This window comes from Pseudoalteromonas qingdaonensis, assembly GCF_038739665.1.
Taxonomy (GTDB): domain Bacteria; phylum Pseudomonadota; class Gammaproteobacteria; order Enterobacterales; family Alteromonadaceae; genus Pseudoalteromonas; species Pseudoalteromonas qingdaonensis.
In genome coordinates this window covers 92977-115318 of sequence record NZ_JBCGCU010000003.1, presented here as the reverse complement: position 1 = coordinate 115318, position 22342 = coordinate 92977, and the positions used below count along the sequence as shown (strand labels likewise).

The window sequence follows — 22342 nt, the reverse complement described above, 5'->3', positions numbered from 1 at the left end:
CTACTTATTTTGTCTCACTAGAGGCTTCAGAAGAAATCAAGGTTCCCTCTTCTTCACCCATGATCACGCGCTTAAGCGCACCAGGTTTATTCATATTAAAGACACTGATTGGCATATTGTGGTCGCGCGCCAGGGTAAAGGCGGCTAAGTCCATCACTTTCAGTTCTTTTTCAATTACTTCATTATAGGCAAGGTGACGATAAAGAGTGGCTTCTGGGTTTTTAACCGGATCATCACTGAACACACCGTCTACCTTAGTGGCTTTAATTACCGTGTCGGCTTCGATTTCGATGCCGCGTAAACAGGCCGCCGAATCTGTGGTAAAGAATGGGTTACCTGTACCGGCAGAGAAGATCACTACACGACCCGACTTCAACAAGCTGATCGCCTCAGCCCAGTTGTAAGCATCACATACGCCATTTAGAGGAATGGCAGACATCAGGCGCGCATTTACAAAGGCGCGGTGCAAAGCATCACGCATTGCCAGGCCATTCATAACCGTAGCCAGCATACCCATGTGGTCGCCAACAACACGGTTCATACCCGCTTCTGCCAACGAACCGCCACGTAGGAAGTTACCGCCACCGATAACCAAACCCACTTCTACGTCGAGCTCTACCAACTCTTTAATTTCTTGTGCCATGCGGTCAAGCACTTTAGGGTCGATGCCGAAGCCTTCTTCGCCCATTAAGGCTTCACCACTTAGTTTGAGTAGAACACGTCTAAAAATAGGTTTGCGATTAATATTCATATTTTCCTGGCCAATAACGAATTGAGATAAAAAATAACCGCGCCTATGTGGGTACATAAGAGCGCGGTTATTCTAATTAATTTTGCTGGGCGAAGCAAAAGCAAATCATGGCTTTTGCTCACTTAAGGCCGCCGTTTTCTTTACTAAATGCAAAGAAACACAGGGCTGGTAAAAGGTTCGCCACAGCATGCTTATACAAGCTTAAAGAAATTACTCGCCTTTAGCAGCAGCGATTTGCGCAGCTACTTCAGCAGCGAAGTCTTCTTCTTTCTTCTCGATACCTTCACCTACTTCTAGGCGAACGAAAGCTGATACTGATGCGCCACGCTCTTTAAGCATTTCGCCAACAGTTTGCTTAGGTTCCATGATGAAAGCTTGACCAGTAAGTGAGATTTCACCAGTGAACTTCTTCATGCGGCCAACAACCATCTTTTCAGCGATTTCGGCTGGCTTGCCTTCGTTCATTGCGATTTCTACTTGAACTGCTTTTTCTTTTTCAACTACTTCAGCAGGTACGTCTTCTGGGTTTACGAACTCAGGCTTAGACGCAGCAACGTGCATGGCAACGTGCTTAAGAGTTTCTTCGTCAGCTTCACCAACAACAACAACACCGATACGGTCGCCGTGACGGTAAGCAGCTAGTTTAGCGCCATCGATGTACTCAACGCGACGTACGTTGATGTTTTCACCGATTTTAGCAACTAGAGCAACACGCGTTTCTTCGAACTGAGCTTGAAGAGTTGCGATGTCTGCTTTTGATTCAACAGCAGCGTCAAGTACCTGGTTAGCGAAACCTAGGAAGTTTGCATCTTTAGCAACGAAGTCAGTTTGACAGTTAACTTCAAGAAGCGCAGCGAAGCCGTTGCCTTCTTTGATAAGGATTGTACCTTCGGCAGCGATGTTACCCGCTTTTTTAGCAGCTTTAGCAGCACCGCTCTTACGCATGTTCTCGATCGCTAGATCGATGTCACCGTTAGTTTCAGTTAGTGCTTTTTTACAATCCATCATGCCAGCGCCAGTGCGCTCGCGTAATTCTTTAACTAGGGCAGCAGTTACAGCCATGGGAGTTTCCTCAAATCAATGTTTAGAGCAAGTGACGATGCGTCACTTTGAATTAAGAATATCAAGTCTTCACCACTTTAGGATGAAGACTTGATGACAAGCGAGTCGCGATTACTCAGCGGCTACGAAATCGTCTTTTTCAGCTTGAACGGCGATGTTGCTTTCACGGCCTTCAGTAACGGCAGCAGCAACTGCGTTAGTGTAAAGCTGGATTGCACGGATCGCGTCGTCGTTACCAGGAACGATGTAGTCAACGCCATCTGGGTTAGAGTTAGTATCAACGATAGATACTACTGGAATGCCCAGGTTGTTCGCTTCTTTGATAGCAATGTGCTCGTGATCAGCATCGATAACGAATAGTGCGTCTGGAAGACCGCCCATATCCTTGATACCGCCAAGGCTCTTTTCAAGCTTAGCCATTTCACGAGTAAGCATTAGCGCTTCTTTCTTAGTTAGCTTCTCAAACGTACCGTCTTGGCTTTGAGTTTCAAGATCTTTAAGACGCTTGATTGACTGGCGAACAGTTTTCCAGTTAGTAAGCATACCACCTAACCAACGGTGGTTTACGTAGTACTGGTCACATTTAACTGCCGCTTCTTTTACTGCTTCGCTTGCAGCGCGCTTAGTACCAACGAAAAGTACTTTACCTTTGTTAGATGCAGCATTCTGGATGAAGTTAAGTGCATCGTTGAACATAGGTACAGTTTGCTCAAGGTTGATGATATGAACCTTGTTACGCGCACCGAAGATGAACGGCTTCATCTTAGGATTCCAGTAACGAGCCTGGTGACCGAAGTGTACACCCGCCTTAAGCATGTCGCGCATTGAAACGTTTGCCATTGTATTTTCCTCTATAATTTTGGGTTAAGCCTCCACATACCCCATAGCACCAACACCGCGGAAAATTTCGTAAAATCATTCCTAAGTGCACCCAAGTGTATGTGTCGATATGTGTGTGTGTTAATATTAAATGGTTATGTCTTCGTTACAGACAAATCACTCGCAGCAAGTTGAATTTTAACTGCAGTGATTTTATTTGTAAAAAGACGGCGCGCTTTATACCATATTAGCGATCAAGACTCAAATTTTTGTGTACTATTTGTGCGCAGCAAATCTCATTAAAAACCGAATTGGAGCATCAATGACTGCAGTGATCAAAACCCCGGAAGAAATCGAAAAAATGCGCGTTGCGGGCCGTTTGGCGGCCGAGGTACTGGAAATGATCGGCCCTTATGTAAAGCCTGGGGTGACCACTGATGAGCTCAACACCATTTGCCACGACTACATAGTGAACGAGCAAGATGCGATTCCGGCGCCGCTAAACTACCACGGTTTCCCTAAGTCCATCTGTACCTCAGTGAATCATGTTATTTGTCACGGTATTCCTAACGACAAACCGCTTAAAGAAGGCGATATCATCAATATTGATATCACAGTGATCAAAGATGGTTATCACGGCGACACCTCAAAGATGTTCCATGTCGGCCAGCCAACGATTCAAGGCAAGCGCCTGTGTGAAGTAACACAAGAAAGCCTCTACCTGGCCATTAAAATGGTTAAGCCGGGTGCTCGTTTGGGCGATATCGGTGCTGCTATCCAAAAATATGCCGAAGGCTTTAGCTACTCAATCGTGCGCGAATACTGTGGTCACGGCATAGGCAAAGACTTCCACGAAGAGCCGCAGGTAATGCACTATGGCCGTCCGGGCACGGGCGAGACCTTAAAAGCCGGCATGTGTTTAACCATAGAGCCTATGGTGAACGCCGGTAAGCGCCAGTGTAAACTGCTTAAAGACGACTGGACTGTTGTCACCAAGGACCGCAGTCTGTCGGCGCAGTGGGAGCACACCCTGCTGGTTACCGACAACGGCGTTGAAGTGTTAACGCTGCGCAGCGATGAAAACCTGCCGCGAGTGATTGAGCACAGTTAATAAGCAAGGATAATTAAGTGGCCCTACCGAATAAGTTAAAAGACCTGCTTGAGCAGGCGAGCAAATTGGATGAATACAAGGCCTGTAGCCAATACTTTTATAAATGGCTGGGCAATCAATTTGATAAACAACCGGTAGGCTCGCTTATCCGAGCCCGCGCCGAATACATAGACCGCTTACTGATCAAGCTGTTTCACTGCTGCAATCTGGCCCATGAGCCGGAACTTGCCTTGGTTGCGGTCGGCGGTTATGGTCGCGGCGAATTACACCCCTATTCCGATATCGACTTTCTGCTTTTAGTACGCAATGAGCCCGCCCCTGAGCTGTGCGAAAAAATCGGCCAATTCGTTACCCTGTTGTGGGACTTGAATCTTGAAATTGGCCACAGCGTACGTACCCGCGAGCAAGTTCTCGAGCAAAAAAAAGAAGATGTCAGCTTCGCCACCAGTTTGCTGGAAAGCCGCCTTATCTTCGGTAACCATATCGAGTTTGAAAAGCTCAAAGAGCATATTTTGCAAACGCCAGTATGGGGCTCGGACGACTTCTTTATCGCCAAGCGCCAGGAGCAAGACCTGCGCCATCGCAAATGCCACGGCACCGCCTACAACCTGGAACCCAATATCAAGGAAAACCCAGGTGGCTTGCGTGACTTGCAAACCATTATCTGGGTGGCGAAAAAACACTTTCAGGCCGAAGCTCTTGAAGAGCTGATCAACCACGGTTACCTCACCCACGAGGAATACCAAGAGCTGCTCGAGTGTTTGGAGAACCTTTGGAATATTCGCTTTGCCTTGCATTTAGCCGCCGGACGCAACGAAAACCGCCTGCTGTTCGACCATCAGCCCCATGCCGCCGAGATTTTAGGTTTCGGCAGCGACGGTAAAGCCTCGGTCGAGCGTATGATGAAACGCTTGTTCCGCATTATGAGCCGGGTGCGCGAGCTCAACCAGATGCTGCTGGCTTATTTTGAGCAAAGTATTTTACCGGACCAACGCCAATTACCCGTGGTCGAGCTCGACCGTAACTTTGAGCGTATTGGTCATCAAATTCGGGTAAAAAACCCTTCAGTATTTTTCCGCCGCGACCAGCTTTTGGCGCTGTTCGAGCATATTGCCGATCACCCGGAGATTACTCATATCTACCCCAGTACCATACGCACCATGCGTCAGGTACGCCGTCGTTTACTCGGTGATTTACAGGACTACGCTGCTTGTCGCGATGCCTTGATGCGCTTGGTCAAGCACCCCAATGGCATGGGCCGTGCCTTTACCCTGATGCATAAGCACGGCATTTTAGCGGCCTACTTGCCACAGTGGCGTAATATATTTGGACAGATGCAGTTTGATCTCTTCCACGCTTACACAGTGGATGAGCACACCCATAGACTAATCAACAATATCTACCAATACGGCGATAAAACCCGCGTCAGCGATTTCCCCATTTGCAGTGAAATCGTCACCCGCATGGATAAGCCGGAGCTCTTGTATCTGGCGGCGATTTTCCATGATATCGCCAAAGGGCGCGGCGGCGACCACTCCGAACTTGGTGCCGTGGATGCCCTTGCCTTCGCGCGCTTACATCAGTTGCCGACTTCCGATGGCAGGTTAATTGCCTGGCTGGTTGAAAATCATCTATTGATGTCGGTTACGGCGCAACGCAAAGACATTAACGACCCGGATGTAATCAATGAATTTGCCGGCAAGGTTAAAAATGAGCGCCAGCTCGATTACCTCTATTGTTTAACCGTGGCGGATATTCGCGCCACCAACGACAATTTGTGGAACGATTGGAAGAACACCCTGCTGCGCGAACTCTACCTGCATACCCAAAGGGCACTGCGTTTAGGCTTGGAAAACCCCATGGATATGCGCGACCAAATTCGCGACAAAAAACAGCAGGCTAAGCAAAGGTTAATCAACCTGGGTTATGATGAGGGGCAGATTGACCTGCTTTGGAGTCGTTTTAAGGCTAATTATTTTACCGCCTTTAGTGAGCAGCAGATTTCCTGGCATTGTGAGCACTTGCTAAGCGCCGAGGACTTGTCTCAACCCAGTGTTACCGTTTCCCCGGAGCCAATGCACGGCGGCACCCAGGTCTTTGCCTACAGTCCGTACAGTGCCGCGCTATTTGCGCGTCTGGTCAGTGTTATCGGCTCGAAGAAAGCGCAAATTCAACATGCCCAGGTGATGACCACCAAGGACGGCTATGTGATTTTCAGCTTTGTGATTTTAGAGGTCAATGGCGAGCCGTTAAGTAAAGGACGAGGCACAAGTATTAAACGGGCGCTGGAGCTCTTTATGCTCGATCCCAAGAAGAAGATCCGCATTAAAAAGAATCGCTCACAACGCTTTAAAGACTTTAATATTAAACCCAAGATAATATTACGACCTCATGCCCACGCGGATCGCAGTCTAATAGAAATTCAAGCCGTGGATATTCCCGGATTATTGACCAAAATAGCCCAGGTATTTCAACGTCACCAACTGCATATTCATGCCGCCCGCATCACCACAGTGGGCGAGCGTGCGGAAGACTTTTTTGTCGTTTCCAACAACGACTACAAGGCCTTGACGGATGAAGAGCAAGTTAAAATCCATCAAGCACTTAGGAAGAAACTAAACGCCGACAATGAAGCAACAACCGCTTAGTCGGCGCACTAACGAGGATAATATGGCAGATTTAAAAACCATTATTGAGCAGGCGTGGGATAACCGCGACGCCATTAGCCCAAGCAGCGTATCGAGTGAAGTCAAAGACGCCATTATCGCCGTACTTGAGCGCCTGGATAAGGGCGAAGCTCGTGTTGCCGAGAAGATCTCCGGCGAATGGGTGGTGCATCAGTGGCTGAAAAAAGCAGTATTGCTATCGTTTCGTATTCGCGACAACCAGGTGCTTGCCGACGGTGCCAACCAGTATTACGACAAGGTGCCACTTAAGTTTGCCGATTACACGCCAGAGCAGTTCCAGCAAGAAGGCATGCGCGTAGTGCCTAATGCAGTCGCCCGTAAAGGCAGCTATATAGGCAAAAACGTAGTGTTAATGCCTTCTTACACTAATATCGGCGCCTATGTCGATGATGGCACCATGGTTGATACCTGGGCCACCGTAGGTTCATGTGCGCAAATCGGTAAAAACGTGCACCTGTCTGGCGGCGTGGGTATCGGCGGCGTACTTGAGCCACTGCAGGCCAACCCAACCATTATCGAAGACAACTGCTTTATTGGCGCACGCTCGGAAATCGTTGAAGGCGTGATAGTCGAGGAAGGGGCGGTGATCTCTATGGGTGTGTATATCTCGCAAAGCACCCGCATCTTTGATAGAGAAACTGGCCAAATCCATTATGGCCGCGTGCCTGCCGGTGCTGTTGTGGTTCCAGGCTCTATCCCAAGTAAAGATGGTACCCACAGCCTATATGCCGCTATTATCGTGAAGAAGGTCGACCAACAGACTCGCGAAAAAGTGGGCGTGAACGCCCTACTACGAGGCGTAGAATAATCATTTCATTAGCCTCCACAACCAGTGGAGGCTTTTCCTTCCTGATTAATTTATTCCACCCTGACTATAAAGTTTGAAATATTTGCTTCACTGCGGTAATCATAGAGTCTGTTGACCGTGATTCTAGTACGCATCCTGTGAGGTAGAAAATGAACAAACGCGCCTTTTTAAAAACCTGCTCCCTTCTCGGAATAGGCCTGATGGCCAGTACCAGGGCACAGGCAATTGGTATACCTAAATTGGGCGCTCAAGCCGTTATCAAACCCAAGGCACTAAAAAAAGGTGGCACAATCGCCATTGTCAGCCCCTCTGCGGCGACCGTAGAGCTCAAAGAGCTAACCCTGGCGAGCCAGTTGGTGGAGGCTCTGGGGTATAAGGTTAAGCTGGCTGAACATGTACTGGCCCGCCGTGGCCATTTGGCGGGAACCGATGCCCAGCGTGCGGCGGATATCAATGCCCAGTTCGCCGCCCCCGAGGTCGATGCACTCTTTTGTCTGCGCGGTGGCTCAGGCGCAGCCCGCATTCTTCCCCTACTCGACTACCCAGGTATCGCTGCCAACCCCAAACCTTTATTGGGTTACTCAGATATTACCGCCTTGCATAACGCCTTGCTTTCCCAAGCGGGCCTGATCAGCTTTCACGGCCCCAATGCCACAAGTGATTGGAATCCATTTAATGTGCAGCAGTTCCAACGCCTGTTTGAGCAGCGCCAGCGCATGCACTATATGAATTTACCCCGCGGTGAGGGCGAGCTGGTAAACAGCCGCTATCTGACGCAAACCATTAACCCAGGGCGCAGCAGTGGCCGCTTAATTGGCGGCAATTTAACCGTGCTCACGGCCTTGGCAGGCTCGCCCTATTTACCTAGCTTTGATGGCGCTATTTTATTTTTGGAAGATACCGAGGAAGCCCCCTATCGTATCGATAGAATGATGAGTACCTTAAAGCTGATGGGCGCGTTGGATAAGCTCAGTGGCTTTGTGTTTGGCGATTGCAACCTGTGTAAACCTAATTCTGGTTACGGCTCGCTGAGCCTGGATGAGATTTTCGCAGATTATATTAAGCCGCTGGGCATACCCGCCTATCGCGGCGCTATGATAGGTCATGTGAAGCAACAGTTTATCTTACCCGTGGGCGCTCGGGTTACACTCGATGCCGATGCAGGCTCCATCACCCTGGCCGAGTCGGTGTTTAGCTAGGTTTTTTTCAGGCACAAAAAAGCCCCTAACGGGGCCTTGTGCAAATATTTTCTTAGGCTGAAATGGCGGTTACCCAACCTAGAATTGCATTAAGGCAACCTATACCTACGAATACCGCAAGAAATGCAGCGAAATACTTGAAGTTGAAAGGGTCTTTAAAATCACCTTTATGCGCCATAGTCATTACCTCTTAAACACGACAAAAAACGGCGCATATAGTAATCTAATATCGGCTATCAATCCAGCGTTAGCACTATGCTTCTTTGTGCTAAGTCCGCTAGAATCTGCTGCGCTCCGGCTTGCAATTGTTCTTCACTGAAGCTGGGGGCCTGCTGCTTAAGCAAGGTACATAAAGCGCTAAGGCTAATGCCCGGAGACTTATCGAGAGTATCGAGTAACAGCGCGGTCATGGCATTGAGGGCCAAAAATTGCACCTCATCATTCCTATCACGATAAACACAGATATAGCTTGGCACCTGATCTGGGGCAGTAGGTTGGTTATCAATAGAGATGGTTTGCACCGGATAGTGATAACAGACCACCTGCGCACATTCACTTAAATATAAGGGCTCACTCTCCACGGCGGCGATGGCACGATATTGGCCCTGCACCTTGGCAGTAGCCACCGCAAGCTCGACCCATTCATAATGAGCCAACTCAAGTAAAAACGCAGGGTCGCTGGCTTGAGGCGTATACTCTTGCGCTAAAAAATCCACAAACTCCTTCGAGATATCAAGAAAGTATGGGGATTGCGCCTGATGTTGAGCAAAAAAGGCGCGCACCAGCTGCAGCCATTGCTGCGGTTTATAAAGGCTATGCAATACCGGAAAGCCACTTTCTAAAAAGCCGTTGACGTTATTAAAAAACAGCTCACGGTAGATTTTCATGCGCCGCTCTTCGATATCCACAGGCTTAGGATTAGCCAGTGGATCGCGAATATAATCACTGAATTGCTTTTGCACCTGTTTAAACTGCATCTTTAAGCTCGCTGCTGATTAACTAAAAAAGGCTTTTGCAGCTCGGCTATGGTATCGAGCTCGGTTATTAACTGTGGCAAGGGTGGAATATTAAAGTCACGCTCAAGCAAGGTTGGGTGCACACCATGACATTCATAAGCCTGCTGTAGCAGACGCCACACCGGATCTATGACATCGGCACCATGGGTATCGACAATTAAATCTTCGGCCTCATTATAGTGACCGGCCACATGGATATAGGCGATGCGCTCCGTGGGCAAACCTTGAAGAAACGCTGTGGCGTCATAGCCGTGATTGACCGAGTTCACATAGATGTTATTTACATCAAGCAGGAGCTGACAATCGGCCGCCGCCAGCACCTGGTTAGTAAATTCCAATTCCGTCATTTCTTGCCCAGGCGCACCGTAATAAGAAACATTTTCCATGATCAGCGGTCGCTCTAAAATATCCTGCACTTGACGGATACGCGCCGCAACATAGTCTACCGACTCGCTGGTAAAGGGAATGGGCATAAGATCATACATATGGCCACCGGCGGAGCAATAACTTAAATGCTCGCTATACATACGAATATTGTGCTCATCAAAGAAGCGTTTCAGGGCCTTGAGAAAACTAATATCCAGGGGATCCGGCGAGCCTATCGATAAGGAAAGGCCATGACAAATAAAGGGGTGGCGCTCGGTCAAGGCTTTAAATTGCTTACCCAGTTTGCCACCAAAGGGCAACCAGTTCTCCGGCGCGACTTCCATAAAACCAATTTGCTCGGGGATATGGGTGAGCATCTCCTCGACCATCTCGCGACGCAGCCCAAGGCCAACCTTACCTATGTCTGTGACATGGGATTTCATTTCGTACTCCTAAAAACACAAGCCGCGTGTGACAGCGGCTTGTGTAGGTTTGACTTTGCCCTAGTGCTTTTGCCCTAGTACTTATGCGCTGTGGCCGCCACATTTACCTTCTTTTTCGGCTTAGCCTTCACCGCACTTGCCTTCTTTCTCGCCTTTTTTGGCCTTACCTTCACCGCATTTACCTTCGCCACACTTGCCTTCTTTTTTGGCTTTACCTTCACCACACTTGCCTTCGCCGCACTTACCTTCTTTTTTGGCTTTACCTTCACCGCACTTGCCTTCGCCACATTTGCCTTCGCCGCACTTACCTTCTTTTTTGGCTTTACCTTCACCGCACTTGCCTTCGCCACATTTGCCTTCGCCGCACTTGCCTTCTTTTTCGGCTTTCTTGGCTTCACCGCAGCGACCTTCTTTTTCACTCTTACCTTCACCGCATTTGCCTTCACCGGCGTCTAATTGATAACCAGCTACCATTTCTTGCATCTCAAATGGGTTTGCCTGGGCATCGGTGGCTGTCATTGCAGCACCACCGGCAACAACCGCGCCTAAGGTCAATGCAATTGAATTTTTCTTTAATGTGTTCATGCTCTTGCTCTCTCTGTGTTAGTAGCAATCAAATTAAGTAGACCCGACCTGGCGGCGGATGCTTTCACTAATGCTAGATTAATTTTGTAATCAGATCACAGACTTAAATATGAACTGATAATGCTATTTTATCAATAGCCTAGTTCAGGTTAGAATACGCGGCCAAAATTTACCATAAGGTCAAACATGAAACTTATCCTCGCTCCCATGGAAGGCGTTGTAGATTTTAAAATGCGCCAGCTGCTGACCGACATTGGTGGCTTCGACCTGTGTGTGACCGAGTTTGTTCGTGTTGTTAACCAGCGCCTACCGCGACGCGTGTTTATGCGTTATTGCCCAGAGTTACATAATGGCGGCTATACCCGCGCCGGCACACCGGTGCGCATCCAGCTGCTTGGGCAAGACCCATACTATTTAGCTGAAAATGCCGTTAAGGCGGTTGCTTTGGGCTCCCACGGCATAGATTTGAACTTTGGCTGTCCAGCCAAGACGGTAAATAAAAGCAAGGGCGGCGCCGTGCTTTTAAAAGAGCCTGAGCAGGTCTATCAAATCGTCAAGGCGGTACGTGATGCCGTTGATAATGAGCATATTGTTACCGCCAAGGTTCGACTTGGCTTTGACGATGACTCCTTAAGCAGTGAGATTTTCGATGCCGTTGCCCAGGCCAAGGCCGATGGTATCGCCATACATGCGCGCACCAAACGCGATGGCTACCGCCCACCGGCCTACTGGGACAAAATAGCGCCTCTTCTGGCCAGAAATACCAATATGGAAGTGGTCACCAACGGCGAGATTTGGGATCTTAAAGATGCCCATAACGCCCGCGCCCAAAGCCAGTGTCAACACCTGATGCTGGGCCGAGGCGCCCTGGCCATGCCCGACTTGGCGGCCTGGATAAAAGCAGATGATTCAGGGCAAGCCCACCGCCGCTTGAGCTGGCATGATGTTATCTATCATATAGTGCACTCATCCATGCATGACGATGAGTTGATGTCAAAACGCTACTTCGCCAATCGTACCAAGCAATGGTTAGGATACTTAAAACGCACCTACAACCAGGCCGATGCCCTGTTCGAAGATATCCGCCGTCTACACGATAAAGACGAGGTGTTAGCTGTGTTAAAACACCATAGTGAGCAAGCGTAATACCAATTCTGTTAAATATGTGATCAGAGATAGCGCTAGATAAATGATGTGATAACAAGGCGGAATTTTTCTTATGTAGTTACTCTACATAAGAAAATCCCAACGCCGTTAGCACGATATTTAGCCCGCTAGAATGATTAGCTACTTAAGTGAATTGGTAGAACTCACTCTTTTTCGCCTTTAGTTGATCACGGTCATATCGACGCAGCCATTTACTGGCCACAATAAAGCTACCTAAGTAAACAGTGGATTGTGTCATGACTATCGAGACGCTCAACTTTGAATCGAAAGTAGAGGTGTTACTCGCGCAAGTACGTGAAGAACTTTTAAACCGCTTGCGCTATTCCACCCTCAGCCATGAGAACGACATATACCAGAACCTGGCAGCGCATCCGGAATGGGATTGGGTGGCGCATCTTCGCGATAAATCTGGCCCCACCTATAAAGATCTGGTGGATAAACTGGAGCGCTTAGAGGCAACCCAGTGTCAATTCGATCTCGGGCTATTCGGTTTTTGCAGCGATTGCGAAGAACCCATTGAGGCGGCCCGTCTTTTAGAAGACGTAACCACCCAACGCTGTGGGCAGTGCGAAATGAACCTTAAAGCTCGTTAAGCACGCCAGCATAAATAAAGCTTTGCCCTGGGTGGGTTAAAACCTGCATCAAGATGCGCGTTGCCACCCCGGCATCTATTCCCTTCCTGGCCAAGGCCGTATAAACAAATTGTTCGCTCCACATATGAGCATGCACGCCTAAGTCAACTTCCATCCATATTAACGCCATACGGTGCTGTGCCGGGCTCAACGCTTGCTCTTTAGCCCATCCCCTTAGGTCGTCATAGTTTTGTCGCCAATCAAGGTCTGGGAGCATTTGTGCACCGTCTCTGTTAGGCAAAGGCTGCGTATCTGTCCCTTTTAGACTCTTTTTCTTGTCTTGGATATGGGTAAACCATTGAATGGGTGAGCGCACCTGGCCGCTGTAATAATTAATTTTTGTCTGATACCACTGGGCCCCATTAGGCAACTGGGACAAACCCAGTTGATTGCGAGGCGTATACTTGTCTAAATAGACCTCCAAACTGGTAATGGCCTTATTGAGCGCGGGCTCTGTACCCTTGCCTTTAAAATGCCCTAACTGCGCCTGAATATGCGCCACTTCAACAGCATTGAGGAAGATTTTACTCTCTTTCGCCAGCTCCAAGGTCTGCTCTATATGCGTCAACCACATGGCTAAGCCTTGCTGCCATTGAGGGTTTTGAAAAGCAGCGGCATCGACATTGATTTTTGCCGCTAAGGGCCAGGGCTGATAACGGCGGACAAAGCGCTCTTCAGTAATAAGGTAATCCAGGGTTTGCGCTTGCTCTGGGGTTAACTGCGAGCGCGCTATGGCATTGTAGATATCATGACGTTGCTTTAAATACTGCTCGGTATAGGGCCAGGGCTGGCTGTTGTCGCTTGATTCGCCACTGAGCTTGGCATTGAGCTGCTGTAAGGCCGCAATAGCCTGTTGTGAATTTAAATCAGGTGCATCCGAGCACCCCGCCAATAACAATAAACCTACCGATAAAATTCGCTTGATCATAATCTGCTCAATGCTGTTATTTGTTCTATAAATATAAAAAAAGCCCCAAATGGGGCTTTTTATGGTCACATGCTGTGATTAAAGACTTACGCCGTTACGCTGCGCCTTATCTTTAATAAAGGTCTTCCAGCTGCGAGCAAACTTACGTGTGCTTGGATCTTCCGCTGCTTTGGAGATCGCTGCATACGCCTGCTTGTATTTCTCTTGCTGTAAGTAGGCTTCGGCTAGGTCTGAATAAATTTGACCTTCTTTATCCGAGCCCAAATCAAGCGCTTTGTTTAACAAGGCCACGGCCTTATCGAACTGTTGCTCTTGTAAACGCAATGAACCTGCTTTACGGAAAAGCTCGGCATCGTTATCAAACTTTGCTGCTTCTTCGTAGTACTTAGCCGCTGTCTTAATGTTTTTCGCATTATGATAGTAGCTGGCAATTGCAGTTACATTTGGCTTAGTGCGCTCAACCTTACCTTCATTAACCGCTTTTTCCATATGGAAACCGGCTTTATAAGGTATGCCAACGAACGAGTATAGCTGGGCAAGTACCTTATAGTCTGTTTCAGACTCTAGGTAACCGTTGTCGTATGCGATATCCATGATATTCAGACCTTTTGAATAGTCTTCTACCTGCATATAGAAACGACCTAGGTTAGTCCAAGACTTTTTGTCTTCGGGCCAACTTTTCACCATACGTTCGCCAACTTTAACTACGTTCGGAAAGTCTTTCGTCTCGTAGTAAGCACCCATAAGCAGCGAGAAAGGTGCCTTTTTAGGCTCACCTTTCGCATTTAGCTCAATGGCGCGCTCGGCTGGTTGCACTACATCTTTAAACAAACCAAGCTCATAGTTAGCCTGCGCAATACGCGTGTACACCGTGGCATCTTCTTCACCAGTGAAGTCCATCCAGTCAATGTAGGCTTGCTTTGCTTCTTTGTACTTCTTGGTATTAGCCAACAAGTCACCAATCAGCTTCATTGATTGCTCTTGGTCGTTGAAGTTAAGCACATCAGGCTTTACTGCATCGCGAATATGCTTGATCGCTAACTGATAGTTATCCTTTTGAGCGTACAACTGACCTAAATAACGGTCTACCGTCGCCTTATCGAATCTATCCGATGGATCCAGCTCTTTCAATACAGCAATCGCGCCATCGATATCTTCCGCTTCATAAAGCTCGAACGCTTTAACCACTTTTTTACCGACGCGCTCGCCCATGACCTTAGTCTTAGCGTTTTTGCGTTTTTCGATCTCCGCGTAGTTTGGCGCAGCCACCGCTGAGGTGCTGACTACGCCGCCCGATACGGAGATTAGCAGAGCGAGTGCAGTAACTTTCGATAGATTTTTCATCTCTACACTCTCCTTACTGGTCTTGGTTCAGTTTAAAGTCAAGCTGTACTGTGATGCCAGGCTGTTTAACCGGCTTGCCATCAACAACTTTTGGCTTGTACTTCCATTTACGCAGTGCACGCTTAGCTTCACGGTCGAAGATACGCTTAGGCTCGGCATCGATTACCTCAACGTCATCAACTCCACCTAGCTCGTTAATGGTGAATGAAAGTTGTACCCAACCTTCTTTACCATCACGTGCGGCTTGCACTGGGTATTTAGGTTCAATTCGCACAAGAGGTGTCGCATCACCATCTCGACCAAATGCACCTGGGCCGTTTAATCCACCGGCAGAACCACCCACGTTAACACTTGGCATATTAAAGCCTAGTGCGCCAGCATCAGGGTTGCTGTTGTCTGGCTGTGGCGGCTGCGGCTTAGGCGGCTGCTTTGGCGGTGGAGGCGGCGGCGGCGGTACACGCTTACGCTCCTGCACCTTGGATTCAGGTGGATTCGTCATAATTTCGACAACGATCTTCTCTTTCTCGTTAGCGGCGCGTCCGTCTCCCCCGGAGATCAGATACGCCATGAAAAAGAATAAGCCGAAAGTAACTGCCCCACCTGCAATCAGTGAAAACAGAAAACGAATCATTACTTTTCTCCAGCGATGGATATCTTATCGATACCTGCAGCTTTAATTTGGTCCATTACCTTCACAACTACACCGTGCTTCGCATCTTTATCCGCTTGGATAATTACGATTTCGGTTGGTTGCTCGGCTAATAGACGTTCGATATTCGCAGCTACACGCTCGGCATCTACCTGACGCTTATCCATCCAAATTTCACCGTTAGAGCGAATAGCGATGAAGATATTTGCATTTTTCTTCTTAGTCGCTTGCGCTGCTTCAGGTTTATTTACATCAATACCAGCTTCTTTAACGAACGATGTAGTTACGATAAAGAAGATCAGCATGATGAATACGATGTCTAGCATCGGCGTCATATCGACGGCTGCTTCTTCTTCTTCACGAAAACGTTGTTTACGTGCCATATTCAAATCTCTCTCTAGTGATGAGGCAAGCTATCAATCAGCTTTTCTTTAGCCATTTTTGCACGTGCTTCTAGACGTGTACTAAAGAATACACCTGATAGTGCCGCAACCATTCCAGCCATTGTTGGGATTGTTGCCATTGAAATACCTGATGCCATTAGTCGAGGGTTACCAGTACCTTGAGTAGCCATGGTTTCAAAAACCGCGATCATACCCGTTACAGTACCCAGTAGACCAATCAATGGACATACAGCTACCAATGTCTTAATCAACAACATGCGCTCATCTAATTTTTCAGACGCTTCAGAAATCCATGCATCGCGGATTCTGTGTGCGTACCAAGACGTAGTGTCCTGGCGGGCGTCCCACTTAGCTACGATTCCTTTTTTCATTTTCGGAAACTCAGCAAGTAGGAACCAATAGCGCTCAATCATTAAAACCCACATGAGGAAGAGTGCTATCGCGACCACGTATAAAACCTGGCCGCCTGTGCCAACAAAATCCCTGATAGATTCCCAAATCTCCATCAGGACTAGCATTAGGCTTTCTCCTTCTCCGCGTGAGCAGCGATGATACCAGCGCTTTGCTCATCAAGAATGTGGATAATTGATTTACTACGACCGGCAACAACAGCGTGTACTAGGATTAGCGGAAGTGCCGCGATTAGACCTAGGGCTGTAGTTACTAGAGCCATTGAGATTGAACCAGCCATGATCTTCGGATCACCTGTACCGAATAGCGTGATCTGCTGGAAGGTGTTGATCATACCAACAACGGTACCAAGTAGACCTAGTAGTGGTGCGATAGCAGCCAAGATCTTGATGATGTTGATACCCATTTCGATGCGTGGCGTTTCACGTAGAATCGCTTCATCAAGCTTAAGCTCAAGGTTTTCAACGTCTTGGTTTTTGTTGTCTTGGTAAACTTTAAGGATACGACCAAGCGGGTTACCTTCAGAAGGTGCGCTGGTGTTCTTAAGTTGACTCTTGATCTTACCTGAAGTAATTGTTAGGTCTACTAGACGTACAATCGCGATTAGGAAACCAATCACTAGTAGAATAGCGATGATGTAACCTACTTCACCACCTTGGTGGAAACGCTCTTCAGGAGTCGCTTTTTGCGTGTTTAGGCGCAGGATTGAACCACGAGTTGGGTCAACGTAGAAGCCAGTGTACGCGTCTGCTGAAGTATTGATAAGTGACTTAGCAGTGTCTAGTACGTAACCGTCTGGTTGACGACCTAGTGGTTGAATCGACTGAGTGTCGCCTGAGTAGATCAGGTAACCTTCGTCTGTGATCAGGTTGAAGTTACCGATACGAGTTACTTGCTTGGTAGAGATTGAACCATCAAGCTCAGAAACTTCAGCTTCGAAAGTAGATACTTTCGCAGACTCGGTCATTTCAGTTTGTAGGGCAATCCAAAGCTCTTCTAGTTCACGAGTAGTTGGTAGCTCTTTTGCTGCCGCTAGTGAACGAAGGATTTCAGCACGTCCAGGCTTTTCAGCACTTACTAGTGATGCTTCGATTGAACCGATAGTTTCTTGTGCCGCACGACGTACAACACCGAACATTTCACCTAGGGTACCTTTTGCATTTTCAAGTGCAGTTTCTTTTTCCGCTAGAGTGATTTCGTTTTGTGCGTATTCTTTTTGCAGACGCTCACCACGTGCTTTTTCAGCCGCTAGTTCACGCTTTGCAGTGTTAAGAAGCGCTTGCTGGTCAGCACGAGCCGCTAGGAACTCTTGCTCACGTTGCTTGTTTAGCTTGCCTTCAGAGATACGCTCTTTCTTTACTTGCTCAAGGATTTGGTCAAGTACTTGCGTGTTTGCGTGGGCATTAAGCGCAGCACCGGCAGAAACAGAAAGTACTGCTGCAACAGCAAAACCTTTAAATAGTTTCTTCATTATCTATTACTCCGCGCCGAAGATTGGTAGTTTAACAAGATCCGGAGCCGCTTGCTTACGGGCCATACGGATTGTCTCTTTGATAGGCTTCAAGAATTCATCGCCTAACGCTTCCCATTGCTTAGTAGTGTTGTTCCACACCCAAGCACTCTTCTGGTCAAATGACTGCGCTACATAAGCAATACGACCAAGACGCGCGAAGTCTACAGAGATATCACGACCGTCGATGTTTAGGGTGCCTTGGTTAGCAACCATAGTCGTGCTGTAGTCTTTCTCTATCATGTAAGCTTCAAGAACCTGACGGAACTTCTCAGAAGTTGTTACAGAAGCGCTAGTCATGATGTCGCGTAGTTTTTCAATACGCTCAACACGCTCTTCAGTATCAAACGGAACGTCCGCTTTGATGAATTGCTCAAGCGTATCGATCATGCGATACATCAAAGGCACAACGTTTTGTTTCGTTTTGTCGATACCGGCGATCTGACGCTCCAAAGACTCGATTTGAGAGTTTTGGTCATCAACAAGGCGCTGAACGTGGTCGTTATAGACCTTCATGATTTCTGTTTCATCTACAGTAGAGCGGTAATCGGCGATTAGCTCTTGAGTTTGACCGTAGATGTTGTCGATTTTAGTTTGAGACTTAACAGCAGCCGTTTGAATTGTTGCACCAGCTTTGTGCAAGTCATTCAACGGATCTGCCATCACATTGTTGCTTGCAAGTGCAGCTGCGCCAACCAACGCAGAAGCTACAAGACTCTTTCTGATTTTAACAGACATAGTTCCCAACCAATTAAGTAATGTTACTTTTTGAATTTTTATCGGCCCACTCGAAGTGAGCCAACCTAGGTATCTTTATAGTGATACCAACTAGCCAATAATGCTAAAAGCTTCCGGTGCTGTCAACTTGATGTTCATCGCAATTTTCCTTGCATTCGTCTTATTTCTTCATATGAAACATAAAATTAACACACAACTTATCTATATAGCCCAAAATGCCTAGCTCCCTCTGCATTTTGGAAATAAAAAGTTAATATAAAAACCCTAACAATTGACATAAAATTTAAATTATTAATTATCCTGTGACGGTAAAAATCACCTTATTTTCGGCTCAAAATCACTATCAGCAACAGACATCGGTGCCTATTAATCAGGCTGAACCTTTTTGTAGTCCTAGTTACTTAAGCTGCATATCTACACATAAATTTAGCGAAAAAGTTAATCATGCGCGTTATTGCGATTAACTTTATCGATATCTAAATTCGTGCAAGGTTTAGAGATTGTTCCATACAGATAATTGCGTTCAACTTGAGTTCTTAATACATACCCTTCATACCCAAGTTTAGATGAATAAAAGCCATTGCATCAGGGCTCTAAAAGGCACTACAGAGACACTATAACCCTTCTCTAAACCACTACCTCTAAGGCCTCTAAGGGCAACTAAAAAGAGTGCAATAAAACAATTTCGAGCTTGTGTAAGCTAGCTAATAAACAACCAAGTAACGAGCCCCCTCTCGTTTACCTCGTTATGTATTATCGCTTTATTAAGAGTGACACAAAGACCTGTAGTGAACTGAAATAGCAAAGCACATAAAGGTTAGAAAGTTAGGAGGAAATTCAGCTGAGCAAGGGCAGAAAAAGCTATTGATTATAAAAACCGTTCCTGTCTCCAGACCATAAAACGCAAAAAAATGGCCCCACTTGTGGGGCCATTCGGTATTAATTTATCTAATTATGCCAAAGGCACTATTAGAAAGATTGCTCTACTTTGATGAACACTGTGCGACCTAGTACGTCGTATAGTGCTGTAGAAGCATCACGGTAGTCGTAGAAACCGTCGTACCACTTAGGTGCTTCACGGTCGAATACGTTGTTCACACCAAGAGTAACCTTACCGTTCCAGTCGTGGTTGTACGATACTTGTACGTTGTGCTTGAAGTAGCTTGGAACCGCTTTCAAGTAAGTCACGTTGTATTCTTCGTTACCTGACTCTTGCTTACCGATGTAGTAAGTTGACCAAGCAGCGCCGAAGTTCTCGTAGCTCCAGTCTAGAGTCATGTTACCACGCCACTCTGGGTAGTCTTGAAGACCAGCTGAATCAAACGGTTCTGCACCTTTCTCAGTAATTTCTACGTAGTCACGAACGTAGCTTGCTTCACCGCGTAAGCCGAAATCACCGAAACCAGTTTCCATTGAGTAATGAGTCTTGAAGTCAAAACCTGAAGTCTCAAGAGACGCTTGGTTTTGGTCGAAGCTGTACATTACGTCGATTTTGCCTTCAGCATCACGGATAACGGCAGGGTTTGAACCGTTTTCGATTTCATCTGAAAGTAGACGAGCAGTACTGATAGACGCGATACGGTTTTCTAGCTCAACGTCATAGTAAGACAATTCCATTGAGAAATTATCGGTAACGTTCCACACAGTACCCATAGTCAGAGACTCACCTGATTCAGGCTTAAGGTCTGGGTTACCACCGAACCATGTTTTGTGCTGAATACCGCTTGGTGCACAGTAAACTGTATCGCTTGCGGCATTACCTTGGATATCACACCAAAGTGTATCGTACTCAGTTTCAAAGCTTAGCGCTTGGCTAGAGAACATTTCGCCCATGTTAGGAGCGCGGAATGACTCACCCCAGCTTGCACGTAGGATCCAGTCATCAGTTACACGCCATGCAGCACCGAACTGAGTAGTAACTTCGTCGAATTTACCAGAAACAACCTGTGCACCTACGTCACCTTCTTGGTCGTATTCGTCATAACGCATAGCAGCGTTAAGATCTAGGCCGAATGGGAACGCGGCTTGAAGCTCTACGTAAGCAGAAGTGCGGTCACGCTCAGCGAATACGTCATCACCACCTGAACCACCAGATACGTTACCTGATGCAGATAGAGGATCTGAGTACTGAGTGAACTCGATGTTTTCGAATTCAGCACCAACAACACCGGCTAGCTGCCATGAGCTGTTATCGATTAGCGTAGTAGACACTAGGCCGTCGAACTGAGTGCTTTCGAATTCTGCTTTGTATGTACCCATGTGCGCAGCACCTGCATACATTTCAGCCATTTGCGCATCCCAAGTAGCGAAATCCATACCTGATGTATTGAAGATATCGTACTCACCAGTGTTGATGATGGTTTGTAGCAGTGGGTCATTGATCAGGTTTTGGTTGAATGACTCAGTATTTGAACGGCTGCGCTGTGCATTGATTTCCCAATCAATACCGTTACCTAGGTCAGAGAAACCTACCAGGCCACCTACGAAATCGATGTTAGAGATTTCTACGCGAGTATCACGGTTACCCAGGTTAGCTGAACGCATGCTTAGCGTTACGTCTTCACCGAATGGGTTCATTGGGTTGTCAGCTGACATTACCGGCTTCGAAGTAGAAACCGGAGTACCTGCGTAACGCGCATCGGTCTTAGACATTGACGCGCTAGCACGGCCACGGAACGTGATATTGTCAGTGATCGAGTAGTTGAAGTTTGACAGGATTGAGTCTTGCTCAGTGTCCGCGAACAACTTGGTTACCGCACCATAGCTGTATAGACAACGACCGTCGCCACTTGGAACTACGTTTTCAGCTTGATCACAGAAGTCTGCTGAGTACCAGTTTTTGCTGTCTTTACCTTGACCATTTGGTACAGAGCTGTATCCAGAGAATGCACCGTAGTCAGGAGAGTCTAGTTCCCAGATATCACGGTCAAATACTGCATCCGCTTTCGAGTGCTCATAAGTAAGAGTGATGTTACCCTTGTCAGTCGCGAAGCCGCTGCTAACAGAGAAACGGTTAGTGTCACCACCGTCTATTGAAGGAAGTTCAGTATCATATGTAAGGCTAACACCGTTGAAGTCTTTCTTGGTGATGATGTTGATTACACCAGCAACCGCGTCAGAACCGTATACCGCAGAAGCACCGTTACGAAGAATTTCGATGCGCTCTACGATAGCCATAGGGATACGTGAAGTATCGGCAGCGGCACCTGAGCTTGAACTAGTACCAGGCATACGACGGCCATCAAGAAGTACTAGCGTGTAGTTAGCACCAAGACCACGCATGTTTACGTTAGAAGTAGCAGCCCCACCTGAACCGTAACCAGACATACCACGCCATGAACCGAAGCTGTTTACAGAAGAGTTATTTAGTACGTCAGCAACGCTGGCTTCACCAGAAAGCTGGATGTCTGCTGCAGTGATAACTGTAACTGGTGCAGCTGTTTCCATATCAACTTGTTTGATACGTGAACCAGTAACTTCGATACGCTCTACTTCGTCTGCGCTTTCTTCAGCGGCCATAGCCGTTGCTGAAATACCAGCAGTTGAAGCAGCGCCAAAAACTAGCGCTAAGCGCACTGATTTTGCAATTTTGCTGTTTAACATTGGATTCTCCCTGGGCCACACAGAGGTGTGACTAATTATTTTTTTGTTGTGAACAACTCTAAATGAAATGTAACAAAATACACTTCCTAAGGAGATACTAAACAATTTA

20 protein-coding genes are annotated in these 22342 nt (G+C 47.3%); 6 read left to right on the top strand and 14 right to left on the bottom strand.

All coding sequences use genetic code 11. The features are described from left to right. Positions 1-4: 4 nt before the first annotated feature. The 3 genes from pyrH to rpsB form a co-directional block, all read right to left on the bottom strand. The gene (pyrH, locus tag WCN91_RS04180) at positions 5-751 is read right to left on the bottom strand and encodes a UMP kinase (RefSeq protein ID WP_342676595.1); all 747 of its coding nucleotides are present in this window, start codon (positions 749-751) and stop codon (positions 5-7) included. Positions 752-961: 210 nt separating this feature from the next. Further along, the gene (gene tsf / locus WCN91_RS04175) at positions 962-1813 is read right to left on the bottom strand and encodes a translation elongation factor Ts (RefSeq protein ID WP_342676593.1); all 852 of its coding nucleotides are present in this window, start codon (positions 1811-1813) and stop codon (positions 962-964) included. Between the two features lie 111 nt (positions 1814-1924). After that, complete coding sequence (gene rpsB, locus WCN91_RS04170) at positions 1925-2653, bottom strand: 30S ribosomal protein S2 (RefSeq protein WP_342676591.1); 729 nt, start codon at positions 2651-2653, stop codon at positions 1925-1927. Positions 2654-2954: 301 nt separating this feature from the next. On the opposite strand from rpsB, the gene map reads away from it, so the two are divergent. From map to WCN91_RS04150, 4 genes are all read left to right on the top strand, one after another. Further along, positions 2955-3743: a type I methionyl aminopeptidase gene (map, locus tag WCN91_RS04165; RefSeq protein WP_342676589.1), complete on the top strand. Its 789-nt coding sequence runs from the start codon at positions 2955-2957 to the stop codon at positions 3741-3743. Positions 3744-3760: 17 nt separating this feature from the next. Beyond that, positions 3761-6391, top strand: a complete 2631-nt coding sequence (gene glnD, locus WCN91_RS04160; protein WP_342676587.1) for a [protein-PII] uridylyltransferase — start codon at positions 3761-3763, stop codon at positions 6389-6391. Positions 6392-6413: 22 nt separating this feature from the next. Beyond that, entirely contained in the window at positions 6414-7238 is an 825-nt protein-coding gene (gene dapD, locus WCN91_RS04155) for a 2,3,4,5-tetrahydropyridine-2,6-dicarboxylate N-succinyltransferase (protein ID WP_342676585.1), read from the top strand. A gap of 149 nt (positions 7239-7387) precedes the next feature. Beyond that, positions 7388-8437: a S66 peptidase family protein gene (locus WCN91_RS04150; protein WP_342676583.1), complete on the top strand. Its 1050-nt coding sequence runs from the start codon at positions 7388-7390 to the stop codon at positions 8435-8437. A gap of 236 nt (positions 8438-8673) precedes the next feature. On the opposite strand, the gene WCN91_RS04145 is transcribed toward WCN91_RS04150, so the two are convergent. The 3 genes from WCN91_RS04145 to WCN91_RS04135 all read right to left on the bottom strand — a co-directional run bounded on the left by WCN91_RS04145 (position 8674) and on the right by WCN91_RS04135 (position 10847). After that, positions 8674-9414: an HvfC family RiPP maturation protein gene (locus WCN91_RS04145; RefSeq protein ID WP_342676581.1), complete on the bottom strand. Its 741-nt coding sequence runs from the start codon at positions 9412-9414 to the stop codon at positions 8674-8676. Between the two features lie 2 nt (positions 9415-9416). Beyond that, positions 9417-10262 (bottom strand): HvfB family MNIO-type RiPP peptide maturase, encoded by an 846-nt coding sequence (locus tag WCN91_RS04140; RefSeq protein ID WP_342676579.1) that lies wholly within the window; start codon positions 10260-10262, stop codon positions 9417-9419. A 120-nt stretch (positions 10263-10382) separates the two neighbouring features. After that, a complete protein-coding gene (locus WCN91_RS04135; protein ID WP_342676577.1) occupies positions 10383-10847 on the bottom strand; it encodes an HvfA family oxazolone/thioamide-modified RiPP metallophore in 465 nt (154 codons plus the stop codon). 186 nt (positions 10848-11033) lie between these two features. Here WCN91_RS04135 and WCN91_RS04130 point away from each other — a divergent pair, with 186 nt between their 5' ends. Then, complete coding sequence (locus WCN91_RS04130; RefSeq protein WP_342676575.1) at positions 11034-11993, top strand: tRNA-dihydrouridine synthase; 960 nt, start codon at positions 11034-11036, stop codon at positions 11991-11993. Between the two features lie 257 nt (positions 11994-12250). Then, complete coding sequence (locus WCN91_RS04125) at positions 12251-12607, top strand: TraR/DksA C4-type zinc finger protein (protein WP_342676573.1); 357 nt, start codon at positions 12251-12253, stop codon at positions 12605-12607. On the opposite strand, the gene WCN91_RS04120 is transcribed toward WCN91_RS04125, so the two are convergent. The 8 genes from WCN91_RS04120 to WCN91_RS04085 all read right to left on the bottom strand — a co-directional run bounded on the left by WCN91_RS04120 (position 12594) and on the right by WCN91_RS04085 (position 22233). Continuing rightward, positions 12594-13574 carry a DUF885 domain-containing protein gene (locus tag WCN91_RS04120; RefSeq protein ID WP_342676571.1) on the bottom strand — a complete coding sequence of 327 codons (981 nt, stop codon included), beginning with the start codon at positions 13572-13574 and terminating at the stop codon, positions 12594-12596. The two genes, WCN91_RS04125 and WCN91_RS04120, sit on opposite strands and share 14 nt — an antisense overlap. A 78-nt stretch (positions 13575-13652) precedes the next feature. After that, positions 13653-14918 (bottom strand): tetratricopeptide repeat protein, encoded by a 1266-nt coding sequence (locus WCN91_RS04115; RefSeq protein ID WP_342676569.1) that lies wholly within the window; start codon positions 14916-14918, stop codon positions 13653-13655. A 13-nt stretch (positions 14919-14931) separates the two neighbouring features. Continuing rightward, positions 14932-15549: an energy transducer TonB gene (locus WCN91_RS04110; protein WP_342676568.1), complete on the bottom strand. Its 618-nt coding sequence runs from the start codon at positions 15547-15549 to the stop codon at positions 14932-14934. Next, complete coding sequence (locus WCN91_RS04105) at positions 15549-15950, bottom strand: ExbD/TolR family protein (protein WP_342676566.1); 402 nt, start codon at positions 15948-15950, stop codon at positions 15549-15551. The genes WCN91_RS04110 and WCN91_RS04105 overlap by 1 nt, the downstream gene beginning before the upstream one ends. Before the next feature lie 14 nt (positions 15951-15964). Further along, the gene (locus WCN91_RS04100) at positions 15965-16489 is read right to left on the bottom strand and encodes a MotA/TolQ/ExbB proton channel family protein (RefSeq protein WP_105190820.1); all 525 of its coding nucleotides are present in this window, start codon (positions 16487-16489) and stop codon (positions 15965-15967) included. Beyond that, entirely contained in the window at positions 16489-17853 is a 1365-nt protein-coding gene (locus WCN91_RS04095) for a MotA/TolQ/ExbB proton channel family protein (protein ID WP_342676561.1), read from the bottom strand. Before WCN91_RS04095 ends, WCN91_RS04100 begins: the two co-directional genes overlap by 1 nt. Positions 17854-17859: 6 nt before the next feature. Then, positions 17860-18630, bottom strand: coding sequence for a DUF3450 domain-containing protein (locus tag WCN91_RS04090; protein WP_342676559.1), 771 nt, complete (start codon positions 18628-18630; stop codon positions 17860-17862). A gap of 969 nt (positions 18631-19599) precedes the next feature. After that, positions 19600-22233 carry a TonB-dependent receptor gene (locus WCN91_RS04085; protein ID WP_342676557.1) on the bottom strand — a complete coding sequence of 878 codons (2634 nt, stop codon included), beginning with the start codon at positions 22231-22233 and terminating at the stop codon, positions 19600-19602. Positions 22234-22342: the final 109 nt, after the last annotated feature.

What these genes read in the sequence shown, in the direction of transcription:
- pyrH (WP_342676595.1), bottom strand. Translation starts at nt 751, where the DNA reads ATGAATATTAATCGCAAACCTATTTTTAGACGTGTTCTACTCAAACTA.
- tsf (WP_342676593.1), bottom strand. Translation starts at nt 1,813, where the DNA reads ATGGCTGTAACTGCTGCCCTAGTTAAAGAATTACGCGAGCGCACTGGC.
- rpsB (WP_342676591.1), bottom strand. Translation starts at nt 2,653, where the DNA reads ATGGCAAACGTTTCAATGCGCGACATGCTTAAGGCGGGTGTACACTTC.
- map (WP_342676589.1), top strand. Translation starts at nt 2,955, where the DNA reads ATGACTGCAGTGATCAAAACCCCGGAAGAAATCGAAAAAATGCGCGTT.
- dapD (WP_342676585.1), top strand. Translation starts at nt 6,414, where the DNA reads ATGGCAGATTTAAAAACCATTATTGAGCAGGCGTGGGATAACCGCGAC.
- WCN91_RS04150 (WP_342676583.1), top strand. Translation starts at nt 7,388, where the DNA reads ATGAACAAACGCGCCTTTTTAAAAACCTGCTCCCTTCTCGGAATAGGC.
- WCN91_RS04145 (WP_342676581.1), bottom strand. Translation starts at nt 9,414, where the DNA reads ATGCAGTTTAAACAGGTGCAAAAGCAATTCAGTGATTATATTCGCGAT.
- WCN91_RS04140 (WP_342676579.1), bottom strand. Translation starts at nt 10,262, where the DNA reads ATGAAATCCCATGTCACAGACATAGGTAAGGTTGGCCTTGGGCTGCGT.
- WCN91_RS04135 (WP_342676577.1), bottom strand. Translation starts at nt 10,847, where the DNA reads ATGAACACATTAAAGAAAAATTCAATTGCATTGACCTTAGGCGCGGTT.
- WCN91_RS04130 (WP_342676575.1), top strand. Translation starts at nt 11,034, where the DNA reads ATGAAACTTATCCTCGCTCCCATGGAAGGCGTTGTAGATTTTAAAATG.
- WCN91_RS04125 (WP_342676573.1), top strand. Translation starts at nt 12,251, where the DNA reads ATGACTATCGAGACGCTCAACTTTGAATCGAAAGTAGAGGTGTTACTC.
- WCN91_RS04120 (WP_342676571.1), bottom strand. Translation starts at nt 13,574, where the DNA reads ATGATCAAGCGAATTTTATCGGTAGGTTTATTGTTATTGGCGGGGTGC.
- WCN91_RS04115 (WP_342676569.1), bottom strand. Translation starts at nt 14,918, where the DNA reads ATGAAAAATCTATCGAAAGTTACTGCACTCGCTCTGCTAATCTCCGTA.
- WCN91_RS04110 (WP_342676568.1), bottom strand. Translation starts at nt 15,549, where the DNA reads ATGATTCGTTTTCTGTTTTCACTGATTGCAGGTGGGGCAGTTACTTTC.
- WCN91_RS04105 (WP_342676566.1), bottom strand. Translation starts at nt 15,950, where the DNA reads ATGGCACGTAAACAACGTTTTCGTGAAGAAGAAGAAGCAGCCGTCGAT.
- WCN91_RS04100 (WP_105190820.1), bottom strand. Translation starts at nt 16,489, where the DNA reads ATGCTAGTCCTGATGGAGATTTGGGAATCTATCAGGGATTTTGTTGGC.
- WCN91_RS04095 (WP_342676561.1), bottom strand. Translation starts at nt 17,853, where the DNA reads ATGAAGAAACTATTTAAAGGTTTTGCTGTTGCAGCAGTACTTTCTGTT.
- WCN91_RS04090 (WP_342676559.1), bottom strand. Translation starts at nt 18,630, where the DNA reads ATGTCTGTTAAAATCAGAAAGAGTCTTGTAGCTTCTGCGTTGGTTGGC.
- WCN91_RS04085 (WP_342676557.1), bottom strand. Translation starts at nt 22,233, where the DNA reads ATGTTAAACAGCAAAATTGCAAAATCAGTGCGCTTAGCGCTAGTTTTT.